This window comes from Vulcanococcus limneticus LL, assembly GCF_943369875.1.
In the GTDB taxonomy this organism is placed as follows: Bacteria; Cyanobacteriota; Cyanobacteriia; order PCC-6307; family Cyanobiaceae; genus Vulcanococcus; species Vulcanococcus limneticus_A.
Genome location: NZ_CALROT020000003.1, coordinates 63,589 through 77,618, shown reverse-complemented (window position 1 = coordinate 77,618; position 14,030 = coordinate 63,589). Strand labels below are relative to the sequence as shown.

General features: G+C 70.1%; 15 protein-coding genes. 10 read left to right on the top strand and 5 right to left on the bottom strand.

Annotated elements, in window-relative coordinates; all coding sequences use genetic code 11:
• Nucleotides 1–36: 36 nt before the first annotated feature.
• A complete protein-coding gene (locus ACLV7J_RS04760) occupies nucleotides 37–1,314 on the top strand; it encodes a cation:proton antiporter (protein ID WP_411868171.1) in 1,278 nt (425 codons plus the stop codon).
• Nucleotides 1,315–1,317: 3 nt separating this feature from the next.
• Here the strand turns inward: ACLV7J_RS04760 and pyrC are convergent, their stop codons facing one another.
• Both pyrC and ACLV7J_RS04750 read right to left on the bottom strand, forming a co-directional pair.
• Nucleotides 1,318–2,466, bottom strand: a complete 1,149-nt coding sequence (gene pyrC, locus ACLV7J_RS04755) for a dihydroorotase (protein WP_411867975.1) — start codon at nucleotides 2,464–2,466, stop codon at nucleotides 1,318–1,320.
• On the bottom strand, nucleotides 2,463–3,068 hold the full coding sequence (locus ACLV7J_RS04750) for a YqhA family protein (RefSeq protein ID WP_411867974.1): 606 nt from the start codon (nucleotides 3,066–3,068) through the stop codon (nucleotides 2,463–2,465). Before ACLV7J_RS04750 ends, pyrC begins: the two co-directional genes overlap by 4 nt.
• A gap of 55 nt (nucleotides 3,069–3,123) precedes the next feature.
• On the opposite strand from ACLV7J_RS04750, the gene ACLV7J_RS04745 reads away from it, so the two are divergent.
• From ACLV7J_RS04745 to ACLV7J_RS04720, 6 genes are all read left to right on the top strand, one after another.
• Entirely contained in the window at nucleotides 3,124–3,390 is a 267-nt protein-coding gene (locus ACLV7J_RS04745) for a DUF167 domain-containing protein (protein ID WP_411867973.1), read from the top strand.
• A gap of 65 nt (nucleotides 3,391–3,455) precedes the next feature.
• Nucleotides 3,456–4,157 (top strand): GAP family protein, encoded by a 702-nt coding sequence (locus ACLV7J_RS04740; protein WP_411867972.1) that lies wholly within the window; start codon nucleotides 3,456–3,458, stop codon nucleotides 4,155–4,157.
• Nucleotides 4,158–4,236: 79 nt separating this feature from the next.
• On the top strand, nucleotides 4,237–5,289 hold the full coding sequence (locus tag ACLV7J_RS04735) for an amino acid ABC transporter substrate-binding protein (protein WP_411868170.1): 1,053 nt from the start codon (nucleotides 4,237–4,239) through the stop codon (nucleotides 5,287–5,289).
• Nucleotides 5,289–6,281 carry an ABC transporter permease subunit gene (locus ACLV7J_RS04730; RefSeq protein ID WP_411867971.1) on the top strand — a complete coding sequence of 331 codons (993 nt, stop codon included), beginning with the start codon at nucleotides 5,289–5,291 and terminating at the stop codon, nucleotides 6,279–6,281. Before ACLV7J_RS04735 ends, ACLV7J_RS04730 begins: the two co-directional genes overlap by 1 nt.
• A 73-nt stretch (nucleotides 6,282–6,354) precedes the next feature.
• Nucleotides 6,355–7,575, top strand: a complete 1,221-nt coding sequence (locus ACLV7J_RS04725; RefSeq protein WP_411867970.1) for an amino acid ABC transporter permease — start codon at nucleotides 6,355–6,357, stop codon at nucleotides 7,573–7,575.
• A gap of 11 nt (nucleotides 7,576–7,586) precedes the next feature.
• Complete coding sequence (locus tag ACLV7J_RS04720; RefSeq protein WP_411867969.1) at nucleotides 7,587–8,351, top strand: amino acid ABC transporter ATP-binding protein; 765 nt, start codon at nucleotides 7,587–7,589, stop codon at nucleotides 8,349–8,351.
• A 48-nt stretch (nucleotides 8,352–8,399) separates the two neighbouring features.
• Here ACLV7J_RS04720 and chrA read toward each other — a convergent pair whose 3' ends face one another.
• The 3 genes from chrA to ACLV7J_RS04705 form a co-directional block, all read right to left on the bottom strand.
• On the bottom strand, nucleotides 8,400–9,791 hold the full coding sequence (chrA, locus tag ACLV7J_RS04715) for a chromate efflux transporter (protein WP_411867968.1): 1,392 nt from the start codon (nucleotides 9,789–9,791) through the stop codon (nucleotides 8,400–8,402).
• A gap of 310 nt (nucleotides 9,792–10,101) precedes the next feature.
• Nucleotides 10,102–10,890 carry a class II glutamine amidotransferase gene (locus ACLV7J_RS04710; protein ID WP_411867967.1) on the bottom strand — a complete coding sequence of 263 codons (789 nt, stop codon included), beginning with the start codon at nucleotides 10,888–10,890 and terminating at the stop codon, nucleotides 10,102–10,104.
• 197 nt (nucleotides 10,891–11,087) lie between these two features.
• Nucleotides 11,088–12,170: a sulfate ABC transporter substrate-binding protein gene (locus tag ACLV7J_RS04705; RefSeq protein ID WP_411867966.1), complete on the bottom strand. Its 1,083-nt coding sequence runs from the start codon at nucleotides 12,168–12,170 to the stop codon at nucleotides 11,088–11,090.
• Nucleotides 12,171–12,318: 148 nt separating this feature from the next.
• On the opposite strand from ACLV7J_RS04705, the gene ACLV7J_RS04700 reads away from it, so the two are divergent.
• The 3 genes from ACLV7J_RS04700 to ACLV7J_RS04690 all read left to right on the top strand — a co-directional run bounded on the left by ACLV7J_RS04700 (nucleotide 12,319) and on the right by ACLV7J_RS04690 (nucleotide 13,909).
• A complete protein-coding gene (locus ACLV7J_RS04700) occupies nucleotides 12,319–12,750 on the top strand; it encodes an RrF2 family transcriptional regulator (protein ID WP_411867965.1) in 432 nt (143 codons plus the stop codon).
• A gap of 300 nt (nucleotides 12,751–13,050) precedes the next feature.
• Nucleotides 13,051–13,623, top strand: coding sequence for a Crp/Fnr family transcriptional regulator (locus tag ACLV7J_RS04695; protein WP_411867964.1), 573 nt, complete (start codon nucleotides 13,051–13,053; stop codon nucleotides 13,621–13,623).
• A gap of 58 nt (nucleotides 13,624–13,681) precedes the next feature.
• Nucleotides 13,682–13,909, top strand: coding sequence for a hypothetical protein (locus ACLV7J_RS04690; RefSeq protein ID WP_411867963.1), 228 nt, complete (start codon nucleotides 13,682–13,684; stop codon nucleotides 13,907–13,909).
• The last annotated feature ends 121 nt before the right edge of the window (nucleotides 13,910–14,030 follow it).

The following is a 14,030-nucleotide window of genomic DNA, read 5'->3' as shown; positions in this document are numbered from 1 at the left end:
GCCGTACCGGTCCAGGGCCGGCTGCTGTTCTTGGGTGTGCTCTTCCTCGGCACCCTGGCCGTCAGCCGCTTCTCGATCCGCATCGGCATCCCCTCGATCCTCGGGGTGCTGCTGCTGGGGTTGTTCATCAATGTCAACTCCCTGCACCTCAGCCACCACCAGGCCGAGGACCTGCACATCTTCGGTCTGGCTCTGCTGCTCTTCTACGCGGGCCTCAAGACCGAGCTGGCCGCGATCCGGGGCTTCCTGGAATACGGCCTGCTGCTCGCCATCGGCGGGGTGATCGCCTCGTCCACCGTGCTGGGGCTGATGATCTGGTGGCTGGCCTCCGATTCGGGGGCCAAGCTGGCTCCGGGGCTGGCCAACAGCATGCCCCTGGCGGCGGCCCTGCTGATCGCCGCCTGCCTGGGGTCCACCGATGCCGGTGCCACCCTGAGTGTTCTGACGCAGGTGCGCCATCGGATTCCCCAGCGGCTGCGCCACCTGCTGGAGTTCGAGTCGGCGGTGAACGACCCGGCGGCTCTGCTGGTCTACGGCCTGATCGTGGGGGTGTTCGTGGCCGGTTCCACGGCCAGCGCCGCCACGGCCGCTGGGCCCGGCCTTGAGCTCTCGGTGCTCGACGGGGTGCGCGACTTCCTGCAGCAGATCGGCGTCGGAATGATCGTGGGGGTGACCTTCGGCTACGTGGCCAAGTTCGTGATCGACTGGCTCGTGCATGAGAAGGCCCAGCTGCTGGTGGTGGCCATGTCCATCGCCTTCGTCGACTACGGCTGCAGCCACTTTCTCGGTGGCGCGGGTTTCGTGGCCGTCTACGTGACGGGTCTGTTCATGGCCAACCTGCGCTACCGCCGCCCCGATGTGAACCACGAGTCGATCCAGGAGGTGCTGCTGCCCTTCAACACCATGACCGAGATCACGATCTTCCTGATCTTCGGTCTGCTGGTGTCGCCGAGCGATCTGTTGCCCTCCCTGTCGATCGGGGTGGTGACTGCCGCGGCGCTGATGCTGGTGGCCAGGCCCCTGAGCGTGCTGCTCTGCCAGCCCTTCTCCCCCTTCAACTGGCGCGAGGGGCTGTTGATCTCCTGGTGCGGGCTGCGCGGCGCCGTGCCCCTGGCCCTCTCCTACAACGTGGTGCTGATCATCCCGCGCCTCCGCGGCGTCGATGCCGCCACCGTCGACACCCTGGCCCAGAACGCCCAGAGCATCGTGTTCGTGGTGGTGGTGCTCAACCTGCTGCTGCAGGGCCTCACCCTGCCGTGGCTGGCCAGTTTCCTGGGGCTGCAGCCGGAGCCGCCGGCCGAGCTCCAGGCCTGAGCCTCACACCAGCCGCCAGGGCAGCACCTCACCGGCGTGGAACGGCACCAGCCGGGTGGGCGTGCTGGTGCCGTTGGCCAGCTCCAGAGCAACGGGCACCGCTTCGGCCGTTTCGGCCTCGGTGTCCTGGCGCTCCAGCGTGAGGCTGCCCGTGTTGGGAGGCAGGCCGTAGAAGCGCGGGCCGAACGTACTGGCAAAGGCCTCGAGCCGCTCCAGGGCGCCCTCCTGCTCGAACACCGCCGCGTAGCTCTCGATCGCGTAGGGGGCGTTGTAGATGCCGGCGCAGCCGCAGGCCGATTCCTTGGCCTCGCGGGCGTGGGGCGCCGTGTCGGTGCCCAGGAAGAACTTGGGGTTTCCGGAGGTGGCGGCCGCCCGCAGGGCCAGGCGATGCCGTTCGCGCTTGGCCACCGGCAGGCAGTAGAAGTCCGGCCGCAGGCCGCCGGCGAACAGGCTGTTGCGGTTGATGTGCAGGTGGTGGGGGGTGATCGTGGCCGCCAGGTTGGGGCCGGCCTCGGCCACGAAGGCCGCGGCGTCGGCGGTGGTGATGTGCTCGAACACCACCTTCAGGCCGGGGTGGCGCTCCAGCAGCGGGATCAGCTGGCGCTCGATGAACACCGCCTCGCGATCGAAGATGTCCACCGCCGGGTCGGTCACCTCGCCGTGGATCAGCAGCGGCAGGCCGATCCGCTCCATCGTCTCCAACACCGGCCCGATGTGGGCCAGATCGCGCACGCCGGCATCGGAGTTGGTGGTGGCCCCGGCCGGGTAGAGCTTGGCCGCCGTGAGGATCCCCTCGGCCTGGCCCCGCTCCAGCTCGGCGGGATCGAGGCTCTCGGTGAGGTAGGCCGTCATCAGCGGTGTGAAGTCGGCCCCGAACGGAGCCGAGGCCGGCCCTGCCGGGGCGCCGGCCGCGTCGCTCTCCCCCAGCGCCGCCAGGATCCGCTGCCGGTAGGCCGCCGCCGCCGCCGCGGTGGTGATCGGCGGCCGCAGGTTGGGCATCACGATCGCCCGGGCGAACTGGCGGGCCGTGTGGCCCACCACCGCCCGCAACATGGCGCCATCGCGCAGGTGCACGTGCCAGTCGTCGGGCCGCCGGATCGTGAGCCGGGTGCCGGGGGCGGCGGGGCCGGAAGCGCTTGCGGTGGGGCTCATTCGGCCGACCTCCGGGCGTGGGGGCCACCGGCCACCAGCCAGGCGCTCAGGGCCAGCAGCAGCACGCTGCCGCTGAACACCAGCAGGCTGGTGGGGCCGGCGATCGGAAAGTCGAGCATCGACTTGAACGCCGCCACGATCAGCGCCACCACGATCACCTTCACCAGCTTCTCCTTGAGGGCGTCCAGGGTGCGGATGTCGAGCAGGCCGCTGCCGCCGTCCTGGCCGGGAATCCGTGCCGCCTCGATGTCCGAGATCAGCAGTTCATACACGCCATAGCCAAAGATCAGCAGGGCGATGCCGATCAGATAGAGGTCGATTCCGCCCACCAGTTCACCCAGAAGCTTGGCCATGATGGCGCTCTCCTTGCCGCCGGCCATCAGCAGTTTGAGGGCCGAGAGAATGATGCGGGTGCCGCAGAGGAAGGCGGTGCCGCTGCTCAGCAGGCTCATCACCACCGGCACGATGGCGATCAGCCGGAAGCGCCACAGCCAGCGCTCGAAGCCCATCTCCAGGCGCGATCGCCTGGCTGGAACACGGTCCCCGTGCTCGGGGCCCTCGGGGTGGGGCTCGCCGTGGCGGCTGGAGGAGTGGGAGGCCAAGAACCCCGGAGCGGCACGTCCCTTGACCCTAGGAGCCGGCCCTTAGCGTGCCCCCATGGCCCACGACGCCGTCGCCATCCGCCTGCAGCCCCGCTCCAGCCGCGACCAGGTGCTGGGCGAGCGCGATGGGGCCATCGCCATCAAGCTGCAGGCGCCGCCGGTGGACGGCGAGGCCAACGCCGCCCTGCTGCGCTTCGTGGCCCGGCGCCTGGGGGTGCCCCCCCGCGACGTGACCCTGGTGCGGGGCGCCACCTCCCGCAGCAAGTGGATCGCGGTGCAGGGCCGCTCCGCGGCGCAGGTGCGCGCGGCGCTGCTGGGCTGAGCTCCAGAATCCAGGCCAGTGCCGAGCCGGCCCAGCCGTGCCCCGCGCGTCTCCCGCCTCCCCGCATGCTGCCGTTCCACTGGCTCACCCAGACCATCGCCCTCGGCCTGGGCATCGCCTTCAGCCCGATCAACATCGCCCTGGTGGCCCTGCTGCTGCTGGGGCGCCAGCCGCTGCTGCGCTGCGCCACCTACCTGGCGGGCTGGGCCATGGCCAATGGCGGGGCCCTCTGCGCCGTGGTGCTGGTGGGGCAGCGCTTCAGCTGGGCCATGCACCTGGGCTCCCGCGGCCAGGTGCTGATCGACCTGATCGGCGCCGGGGCCCTGGTGGGCCTGGGCCTGTTCCAGCTCACCCCGGCGGTGACGATCGGCGAGGAGGGCTGGGCCATGCAGCTGATGGGCCAGCTGCCGGAACTGGAGTGGATGCCGCTGATGGGCCTGGGGGCCGGCTGCGCCCTGATCAGCCCTGAAAACCTGGTGTTCTATGTGAAGGAGGGCGGCATGCTGCTGGCCAACCACACCAGCTGGCGCGGCGATCTGGAGGTGGGGGCGGTGTTCGTGGCCATGGCCACCTCACTGCTGCTGCTGCCGCCCCTGCTCTGGCTGCTGAGCGGTGGCCGGCTGCGGGAACCGCTCACCCGCCTCAACGACTGGCTCGTGCACCGGGCCGAGTGGCTGGTGGGGGTGTTCGCCCTGCTGCTCGGGATCTACCTCGGCTGGCAGGGGCTCGATGGCCTGCACCAGATGAGCCTGCTGGCCGCTGCCTGATTCCCTACCCCACCGCTGCGGCCGTTCCTGGCAAACTGCGCCGACACCCCGCTGCCCTCTGCCGCCGCCCATGGCCCGAATGCGCAAGCTGCTCTCCGCCGCCTCCCTGCTGGCGGCCCTGGCTCTGGTGGGCTGTGCCTCCGAGGAGGGCGGATTGCAGAGCCAGAAGCTGGCCACCCTCAAGGGCCGCGGCAAGTTGATCTGCGGGGTGGACGGCAAGCTGCCGGGCTTCAGCTTCGTGGCCCCGGACGGCCAGTACTCCGGCCTGGATGTGGACGTCTGCAAGGCCGTGGCGGCGGCCACCCTCGGCGATCCCACCAAGGTGGACTACCGCGACCTCAACTCCAGTGAGCGCTTTGCGGCCCTGGCCAGCGGCGAGGTGGACCTGCTCTCCCGCAACACCACCGTGACCCTCAGCCGCGACGCGGCCGGCGGCAACGGCCTGAGCTTCGCGCCGCCCGTCTTCTATGACGGCCAGGGCGTGATGGTGCCCGTGGCCAGCGGCATCAAGGGCCTCAAGGATCTGGCGGGCAAGCCGATCTGCGTGGAGACCGGCACCACCACCGAGCTCAACCTGGCCGACCGCATGCGCGAGATCAATGCGGCCTACACGCCCCTGAAGTTCCAGACCGGCGACCAGACCTACGCCGCCTACCTGCAGGGCCGCTGCGTGGCCGTGACCAGCGACCGCTCCCAGCTGGCCGGCAAGCGCACCAACTTCCCCGACCCCGCCGCCCACACCCTGCTGCCGGAGGTGCTGAGCAAGGAGCCCCTGGCGCCGGCCACCGTGAACGCCGATCCGGCCTGGAGCGATGCGGTGCGCTGGACCGTGTACGCCCTGATGCAGGCCGAGGAGCTGGGCATCACCCAGGCCAACATCGACGCCAAGCTGGCGGAGGCCAAGGCCAAGACCAACCTCGCCGACCTGCGCCGCTTCCTGGGGGTCGAGGGGGAATTCGGCAAGCAGCTGGGCCTGGCCCCCGACTTCGTGGTGAAGGCGGTGAAGGCCGTGGGCAACTACGGCGAGATCTTTGAGCGCAACGTGGGCACCGGCTCCAAGCTCAAGCTGGAGCGCGGCCTCAACCGCCAGTGGCAGCAGGGCGGCCTGATCTATTCGCCCCCGTTCCGCTGATGGGCGAGCCCTTCCCCGGGCCCCTGCCCTGGTGGCGTGACCGGCGGGTGCTGCCCTGGCTGGTGCAGGGCGCCGTGGCCCTGGTGGTGCTGCTGCTGATCGCCTTCCTGCTGGGCAATCTGGTGCGCAACCTCAGCGCCGCCGGCATGCTGCTCAGCTTCCGCTGGCTGCAGCAGCCCGCCGGCTTCGACGTCTCCGAGACCCTGCTGCCCTTCGATGCCGGGCTGCCCTACTGGCGCGCCCTGGTGGCGGGCCTGGTCAACACCCTGCGGGCGGTGCTGGTGGGCCTGGTGGGTGCCACGGCCCTGGGCACGGTGGTGGGTCTGGCCTCCTTCAGCCCCAACGCCCTGCTGCGGGGCCTGGCCCGCTCCTACGTGGAGCTGATCCGCAACATCCCGCTGCTGCTGCAGCTGGTGTTCTGGTATTTCGTCGTGTTTCTGGCCCTGCCGAACGGCGAGGCGGCCCTGCAGCTGCCGGGGGTGGTGCTGGCCAAGTCGGGGCTGTTTCTGGCCTGGTTCGGCGAGGGCCTGCGCTGGAGCGGCCCCACCCTGGTGGAGGGGGTGTGGCGGGCACCGCTGCGGCTCACGGTGGAGTTCTCCGCCCTGGTGACCGGCCTGGTGGTGTACACCGGCGCCTTCATCTCCGAGGTGGTGCGCGGCGGCATCACGGCGGTGCCCAAGGGCCAGTGGGAGGCGGCGGCCTCCCTGGGGCTCGGGCCGCTGGTCACCCTGCGCCGCATCGTGCTGCCCCAGGCCCTGCGGGTGATCGTGCCGGGGCTGAACACCCAGTACATCTCCCTGGCCAAGAACTCCGCCCTGGCGGTGGCCGTGGGCTACACCGACCTCTATTCCGTGGCTGAGACCACCCTCAACCAGACCGGCCGGGCCGTGGAGGTGATCCTGATCCTGCTGGGGGCCTACCTGGTGATCGATCTGGCGATCTCGGCGCTGATGGGCTGGCTCAACCGCCTGGTGCGGATCCGGGAGCGCTGAAGCGATGACGTCCCCCTTCCCGACTCCCTCCCCTGCCCCGGAGCCTGGGCCCTCCGCTGGATCCGGCCCCGCCATGGAGCCCCCCTCCCTGCGGCCGCCCCTGGGCACCCGCTTGCGGGCGGAGCTGTTCGGCAGCCCCGGCAATTCCGCCCTCACCCTGGTGCTGCTGGCCGCCCTGGGTGCCGCCTGCTTCGGGCTGCTGCACTGGGGCCTGGTCCAGGCCCGCTGGGCCGTGGTGCGGGCCAACAGCACCCTGTTCGCCGTCGGCCGTTACCCCCTCGATCAGCAGTGGCGCCTCTGGCTGCTCACCGCGCTCCTGGCGGCGGCGGCCGGCCTGGCCTGGGGCCTGCTGCGCTCCCACCCCCGCCGCGATCGGGGCGGGGAGCTCTGGCCCCAGAACGACTGGATCGCCGCGGGTCTGCTGGCGGCCACGGCCCTGGCCGTGCCCTGGTGGCTGCGGCTGGAGCCGCTGATGCAGGCGCGCTGGTGGGGGATCACGGCCCTGCTGCTGCTGGTGCGCTGGGCCGCCGGCCACTGGGGCCGGCGGCTGCCGACCCGGGTGCTGGCCCTGATGCCCCTGCTCTGGCCCCTGCTCTACTTGGTGGGCATGGTGCTGATCAACGGTGGCGTGGGCCTGCTGCCGGTGCCCCCCAGCGACTGGGGCGGCCTGCTGCTCACCCTGATCGCCGCCAGCTTCGCGATCCTGCTCTGCTTCCCCCTCGGGGTGCTGCTGGCCCTGGGGCGCCGCAGTGACCTGCCGCTGCTGCGCTGGGGCTCGGTGCTCTACATCGAGTTCATCCGCGGCGCCCCGCTGATCACCCTCCTCTTCCTGGGCCAGAACATGATCGGCTTCCTGCTGCCGGGGGGGCTGGCGCCGGATCGGGTCTGGCGGGCCGCCTGGGTGCTCACCTTCTTCGCGGCGGCCTACCTGGCCGAGGCCGTGCGCGCCGGCCTGGTGGCGATCCCCCCCGGCCAGCTGGAGGCGGCCCGCTCCCTGGGCCTCACCGTTCCCCAGGCCCTGCGCACCGTGGTGCTGCCCCAGGCCCTGCGGGTGGCCCTGCCCACGATGGTGGGCCAGTTCATCTCCCTGCTCCAGGACACCACCATGCTCTCGCTGGTGGGCCTGATGGAGCTGATGGGCACCGCCCGCACGGTAATGGCCAATCCGGCCTTCCTGGGCCGCAACGCCGAGGTGTACCTCACCCTGGCGGTGCTGTTCTGGTGCTGTTGCGCGGCCCTGGGCCTGGGCAGCAGGGCCCTGGAGCGCCGCCTCGATCCCAATCCCGCGTCCTGAAGCCCCGAGTCATGAGTTCCGCCCTGCATCCCCCCACGGCCCACCGGATGATCGAGGCCAGTGGTGTGCACAAGTGGTACCCCAACGGCTTCCACGCCCTGCGCGGTGCCAGCCTCAGCGTGCACCGCGGGGAGGTGGTGGTGATCATGGGGCCCTCGGGGTCGGGCAAGAGCACCTTCATCCGCACCTTCAACGCACTGGAGGACTTCCAGCAGGGCACGATCACGGTGGATGGCATCGCCCTCTCCAACGACCTGCGCCAGATCGATGCGATCCGCCGCGAGGTGGGCATGGTGTTTCAGCAGTTCAACCTGTTCCCTCACCTCACGGTGCTGGAGAACCTCACCCTGGCGCCGGTGCTGGTGCGCCGCCGCGACCGCGCCGAGGTGGAGGCCCAGGCCCGGGCCCTGCTGCAGCGGGTGAACATCGCCGAGCAGGCCGACAAGTTCCCCGGCCAGCTCTCCGGCGGCCAGCAGCAGCGGGTGGCGATCGCCCGCTCCCTCTGCATGGAGCCCAAGATCCTGCTGTTCGACGAGCCCACCAGCGCCCTGGATCCGGAGATGGTGCGCGAGGTGCTGGAGGTGATGCAGGACCTGGCCCGCGACGAGGGCATGACGATGGTCGTGGTGACCCACGAAGTGCGCTTCGCCCGTGAGGTGGCCCACCGGGTGGTGCTGATGGACCACGGCGAGGTGGTGGAGGAGGCGCCGCCCGAGCTGTTCTTCACCAACCCCTCGCACCAGCGCACCCGCGCCTTCCTCGACCAGATCCTCTGAACGGAAGGCTGGGGGGCTGGGGGGGCAGGTGGCCATCAGCTCTGCCGATCAGCCCACCAGTCCCAGGCCCAGAGTGAGCAGCCAGCGGGCGGCCCCCACGGCCGCGGCGACGCCGATCAGCGGCAGGACCCTCCAGCGCCAGCGCAGCAGCGCCAGCGCCGAGAGCACCAGGATCGCCAGGGCGCCCCCGTCGAGGCCGCCGCCGGCCTGGGGCCAGAGCACCGGGCCCGTGAACAGCAGCGCCAGGGTGGCGATCACCCCCACCACGGCGGCGGTGATGGCGGTGAGCGGCGCCCCCAGGCGCAGGTCGTTGCGGCTGGCCTCCACCAGGGGTGCCCCGGCCAGGATGAAGCTGAAGGAGGGCAGGAAGGTGAACCACACCACCGTGAGCGCCGCCGCCGCTGCCGCCCACCAGCTGCCTGGCTCCAGGCCGAGCAGGCTGCCCTGCCAGCCCCCCAGGAAGCCCACGAACGCCACCACGAGGATCAACGGCCCAGGGGTGGTCTCCCCCAGGGCGAGACCATCCACCATCTGGCTGGCACTCAGCCAGCCGTACTGCTCCACGGCCCCCTGGGCCACGAAGGGCAGCACGGCGTAGGCGCCGCCGAAGCTGAACAGGGCCACCGTGGTGAAGAAGCGGGCCATGGTGGCGAGCACCCCGTCCCAGCCGTCCGCCCTGCTCAGCAGGGCCAGGGGCAGGCCCAGGGCCAGGCCACTGACCAGCAGCGTCACCGCCAGGCTGCGCCGGCTGAAGCGCCCATGGGCCGGGGTGGGGGTGTGGTCGTCGTGCAGGGCGGGGGCCAGGGCGCTGGCGGGCTCAGCGGCCGGCGTGGCCTCGACGGCCTGGGCCTTGGACCGCCCGGCCCCGTGGCCGCCGGCGCCGGGTTTCACGATCAGGGCCGGCCGCCAGCGGCCGAGCAGGGCGCCGCTCAGGGCCGCCGCCGCCACGATCAGCGGGTAGGGGAGCTTCATCAGGCTGAGCCCGAGAAAGGCCGCCAGGGCGATCAGGCGCAGGGCCGGCGTGTGCAGGGTGCGGCTGCCCACCCGCCAGGCGGCCTGCAGCACGACGGCCACCACGGCTGGCTTGAGGGCCCAGAACACCGCCGCCAGCAGCGGCAGCTGGCCCCAGAGCACGTAGATCGTCGAGAGGCCGATCAGCATGGCCACCCCCGGCAGCACGAACAGCGCCCCTGCCACCAGGCCGCCCCAGGTGCCGTGCATCAGCCAGCCGATGTAGGTGGCCAGCTGGGTGGCCTCGGGCCCCGGCAGCAACATGCAGTAGTTGAGGGCATGCAGATAACGCCGATCCGAGAGCCAGCGGCGCCGTTCCACCAGCTCGCTGTAGATCGTCGCCACCTGGCCCGCCGGGCCGCCGAAGCTGGTGAAGCCCAGCTGCAGCCAGTAGCGGGCTGCAGCCCTGAAGCTCACGGGCGCCGTCATGGACGAGGGAAGGGGTGCTGGCGCCCATGATCCCGCGGGCCCCAGGCGATCCCACGGCCATCGCTGTGGCCGTGGCTACATCGGCTGGGCCCGATCCGGATGGCGTCGTCACCACCTGGGCAGAGCCTTGAAGGCACAGCGTCTCGCGTCGATCCGGCGCGTGTGGTCGTAACGGCAGGGGCAGACTTTGCCCCCCTGAAGGGGCTCCGGATGGTGTTGGAGGCCGTGCGCAGATGGATGTCCCCTTGCGTCGAGCGTCGCTGCGCTGCCACCTCCGCCAAGGGTTCCCCTCTGGCGGCTCCCGTGCCAGCTAGCTCCGCTCGCCGCCGTGGCGCCGCACCACCTCGCCGGAGCGCAGCAGCAGCGCTTCCCGTCGCTCCAGCAGCCGCCACGACTCATTGCAGGTGAGGGGCTCGGTGCTCACGATCGTCACCACGTCCGTCTCGTTGGTGACCTGGGAGAAGTCCACGGTCACATCGTCGTCCGCCAGGGTGGCGGTGGTGAAGGGAGAGCGGCGGGTGATCGTGTGCAGGCGCGTGCCGCCGTAGGCGTAGAGCCAGCGGCCGTTGCTGAGCAGGCAGTTGAAGATGCCCTGGTGGGCCAGTTGATCCGAGCAGCGCACCAGGGTGCTGAAGATCGCCGCCTCGTCATCCGGATCGAGCCCGGCCGCGTTGAGGCTGTTGAGGATCCAGCAGAAGGCGGCTTCGCTGTCGGTGTTGCCCACCGGGGTGTAGTCACCGGCGGCCGGAATCACCCCCTGGATGTCGCCGTTGTGGGCGAATACCCAGTCCTGGCCGCACCAGCGGCGGTGGAAGGGGTGGCAGTTCTCCAGGGCCACCAGGCCCTGGGTCGCCTTGCGGATGTGCGCCAGCGAGTAGAGCGCCTTGAGATCCAGGTCCGCCAGCTGGGCCGCCACCGGCGAGAAGGCCGCGGCTACCTCCTCCCGGTAGATGGTCAGCGCGCCACCGGCCGGATCGAAGCTCGCCAGGCCCCAGCCGTCGCCGTGCACTCCCGTCTCACCCCCCCGCCGGGCCAGGCCCCGGAAGGAGAACTGCATGTCGGTGGGGGTGTTGGCGCTGAGGGCCAGGAGTTCGCACATGGCGGTTCAGGGGGGCCGTGGGTGGCCCCGGATGGGGGCAGCGGCGGCGTGGGGCTAGGCCATGGGGAGCGGGCGCAGCGGGAATCGACAACTGGCGATGAGCCTACGGGCAGGTTTCAGTCGCCCTGCGGGCCCATGACAAAACCCCGGCCCTGGGGCCGGGGTTGCCTTGAACTCCACGGGAGGCCAGATCAGGATCAGCGGGTCTGGCTGAAGATCTGGTCCCACACGCCGCCCTTGCCGAAGTGCTTCCTGTCGAAGCTGGGCCAGCCACCCAGGTCGCCGATGCGGAAGAAGGTCACCTGCGGGAATCTGCCCCTGGCGTAGGCCTTGCCCTCGGCGGTCACCGGGCGAAAGCCATTGTCCGCGAAGGCCTTCTGTGCGGCTGGGGTGTAGAGAAACCTGGCAAAGGCTTCTGCCACCTTGCGAGTGCCCTTCTTGTCCACGGTCCTATCCACCACGGCGGCCGGCATCTCGGTGAGCACGTTGGGGCTGAACACCTTGTAGGGCGTCGTCCATTCGCCGCTGCGCTTGGCCAGGATCGCTTCGGTTTCCCAGTTCAGCAGCACGTCGCCCTTGCGGCGCTTCACATCGGTGTCGGTGGCTTCGCGGGCGTCCTTGGGCAGCACCTCGGCGTTCTTGTACACGCCGGTGATCAGCGTCCTGGCTGCGGCGTCAGTGCCGCCCTGCTCCGTCACCGACCCCCAGAGGGCCACATAGTTCCAGCGGGCGCCACCGGATGTCTTGGGGTTGGCCAGAACGTTGTCCACGTCCTTGTTGTCCAGGTCCTTCCAGCCTTTGATCGTCCTGGGATTGCCCGGGCGGGTGAAGGCCACCACGGTGGAGTTGACCGGGGTGGCGTTGTTGGGCAGCCGGCTCTCCCAGCCCTTCTGGATCAGGCCGGCCTGCTGGATCTTCGCCACGTCGGCCGCCATGGCCAGGTGCACGATGTCGGCGTCCAGGCCATCGAGCACGGCGCGGGTCTGGGAGCCGGAGCCGCCGTGGCTGCTCTTGATGGTCACCGTCTGGCCGGTCTTTCGCTTCCACTCGGAGGTGAACAGCGGGATGATCCTGTCGTAGGCCGCCTTGGTCACGGCCCAGCTCACTAGCAGGAGTCGCTGGGGTTTGGCCGGAGTGGCGGGTTTGGCGGCAGCGGCCGGTTTCTTGGCCTGGGCCTGCACCGGGCTGCTGCTGACGCTGGCGGCGCCGGTGACGGTCAGGGCGACTGCAGCGAGGCCCGCACCAAGACGGCGGGGCAGGGAGGATGGAAAACAAACCACGTAAGCCCGATCGAGTACAGGTAAAACCTAGGGATTGGCGGGTCTGGCGCCAGTAGTCCCGGCTACATCCATCGGGCGCTGCGCCGAGCCCCCAGGGCCCGCTGGATGGCTGTCACAATCGGCCCAGACCCTGCGCCGGCGCGAGCCCGTGGCCTTCAGCTCCAAGACCGAGTACGGCCTGGTGGCCCTGATTGAGCTGGCCGCCATCCATTCCAGTGGCGCGGTGCTGCAGGTGGCCGAGATCGCAGCCCGCCAGTCGATTCCCGATCGCTACCTGGAGCAGATGCTCACCAGCCTGCGCCGGGGCGGCATCCTGCGCAGCATCCGCGGTCCCAAAGGGGGGTATCAGCTCGTCAGGCCCCCGGCGGAGGTGCTGGTGTCTGAGGTGGTGAGCTGCCTGGAGGGCGATGCCGTCTCCCGCGACGGGATCGAGCGCAGGACGCCTGAATTCCAGGTTCTCCATGGTCTGGCCGGCCAATTGGAGAGCGCCCGGCTGGATCTGCTCCAAGGCACCACCCTGCAGCAGCTGCTGGAGCGGCGCGATGCCCTGTACCAGGCCCAGGCCATGTACTTCATCTGAGTTCGACGCCCTGGGCCAGGGGGCTCTGAGCCGTTGGACCCGGAGCGATTGGGTCTCGAGCGTGAGGGCCGGGAGGCCTTGGGCTGGGAATCGGCAGGGCTGGATCCGGCAGCCCTGGAGCCCGCAGGCCTCCAGGAGACACGCCCGGCTCCCGCTCAAAGCTCGCTAAGTCGACCGAAAAACCGTGCTAACTTTCGATCCGTTGCGCGCCGAGCTCCATGCGCTGTTGGTTTCGAATGTCTCCAGTCGACCCGATGTCGGCTTCCGAGTTCCCCATGCACCTCTCGCCTCCGCTCCGCCATGGCCACCGCCACCACCGCTCAAGCCCTCCGCCTCACCCTGCAGCCCAATGATGTGCTGCCGGAGAACCTGAACTGGACGATCCAGGAGGGTTACATCCGCACCGCCACCTGGGACGAAGAAGGAGAAACCATCACCCTCGGCGTCTGGGGCCCCGGTGACTGGGTCACCGCCGCCTACTCCGCCCTCAAGCCCGTTGAAATCCAGTGCCTCACCACCGTGGTGGTGGAGCAGTTCCAGCCCGAGCCGGCTGACATCGAAGCTCTTCTCCTGCAGCAGATCAAGAACCTCGAGGAGATCTTCCAGCTCAATCGCATTCGCTCCGCCGACCAGCGCCTGCTCGCCCTGCTCGCCTGGATCGGTCGCCGCTTCGGCCAGGTGAGCAGCCGCGGTTACCGCCTGTCGTTGAAGGATATGAACCTCACCCACAAGTCGCTGGCCGATCTGTGCGGCCTGACCCGGGTGACCGTCACCAAGATGCTGAACCGCTACAAGGGCGAGGGGGTGTTGCAGCAGATCAGCAAGGACGATCTGTTCATCCCCTCGGTGGCCCTGGTGCCCAGCGTTCTCTGATCCCCGTCTGATCACGCCTTGATTTCACTGTTCCCATCATCCTGTTCTCCTGCCTGCCATGGCATTCCGCGCTCCAAGGCCGTCCGGCCGCTCCGCTGCTGAGCCCCAACGCTTCACCCTGCGCTTCAAAAATGGCCAGCTCCTGCGCCACCAGGATGGCCTCACCCTCGCCCAGTTCCGCTCCGATGGCCGCCTGGCCTCCTTCTGGCCGGAAACGCCTGAGGCCGCCAGTCCGCGCCAGCGGCCGATCTTCGATCCCACCGTTCATCCGCTCGTCTACGGCTGAAGCCGTTGCCGGCTAAGTAGGTCGTCAGGGGTGGTCCGTCGGGGCCACCTTTGTTGTTGCTGTGGGGTGAGGACTCGGGCGGAAGCGGGTGGCCGTATTGAGCGCCACCCTTGGGCCCTGT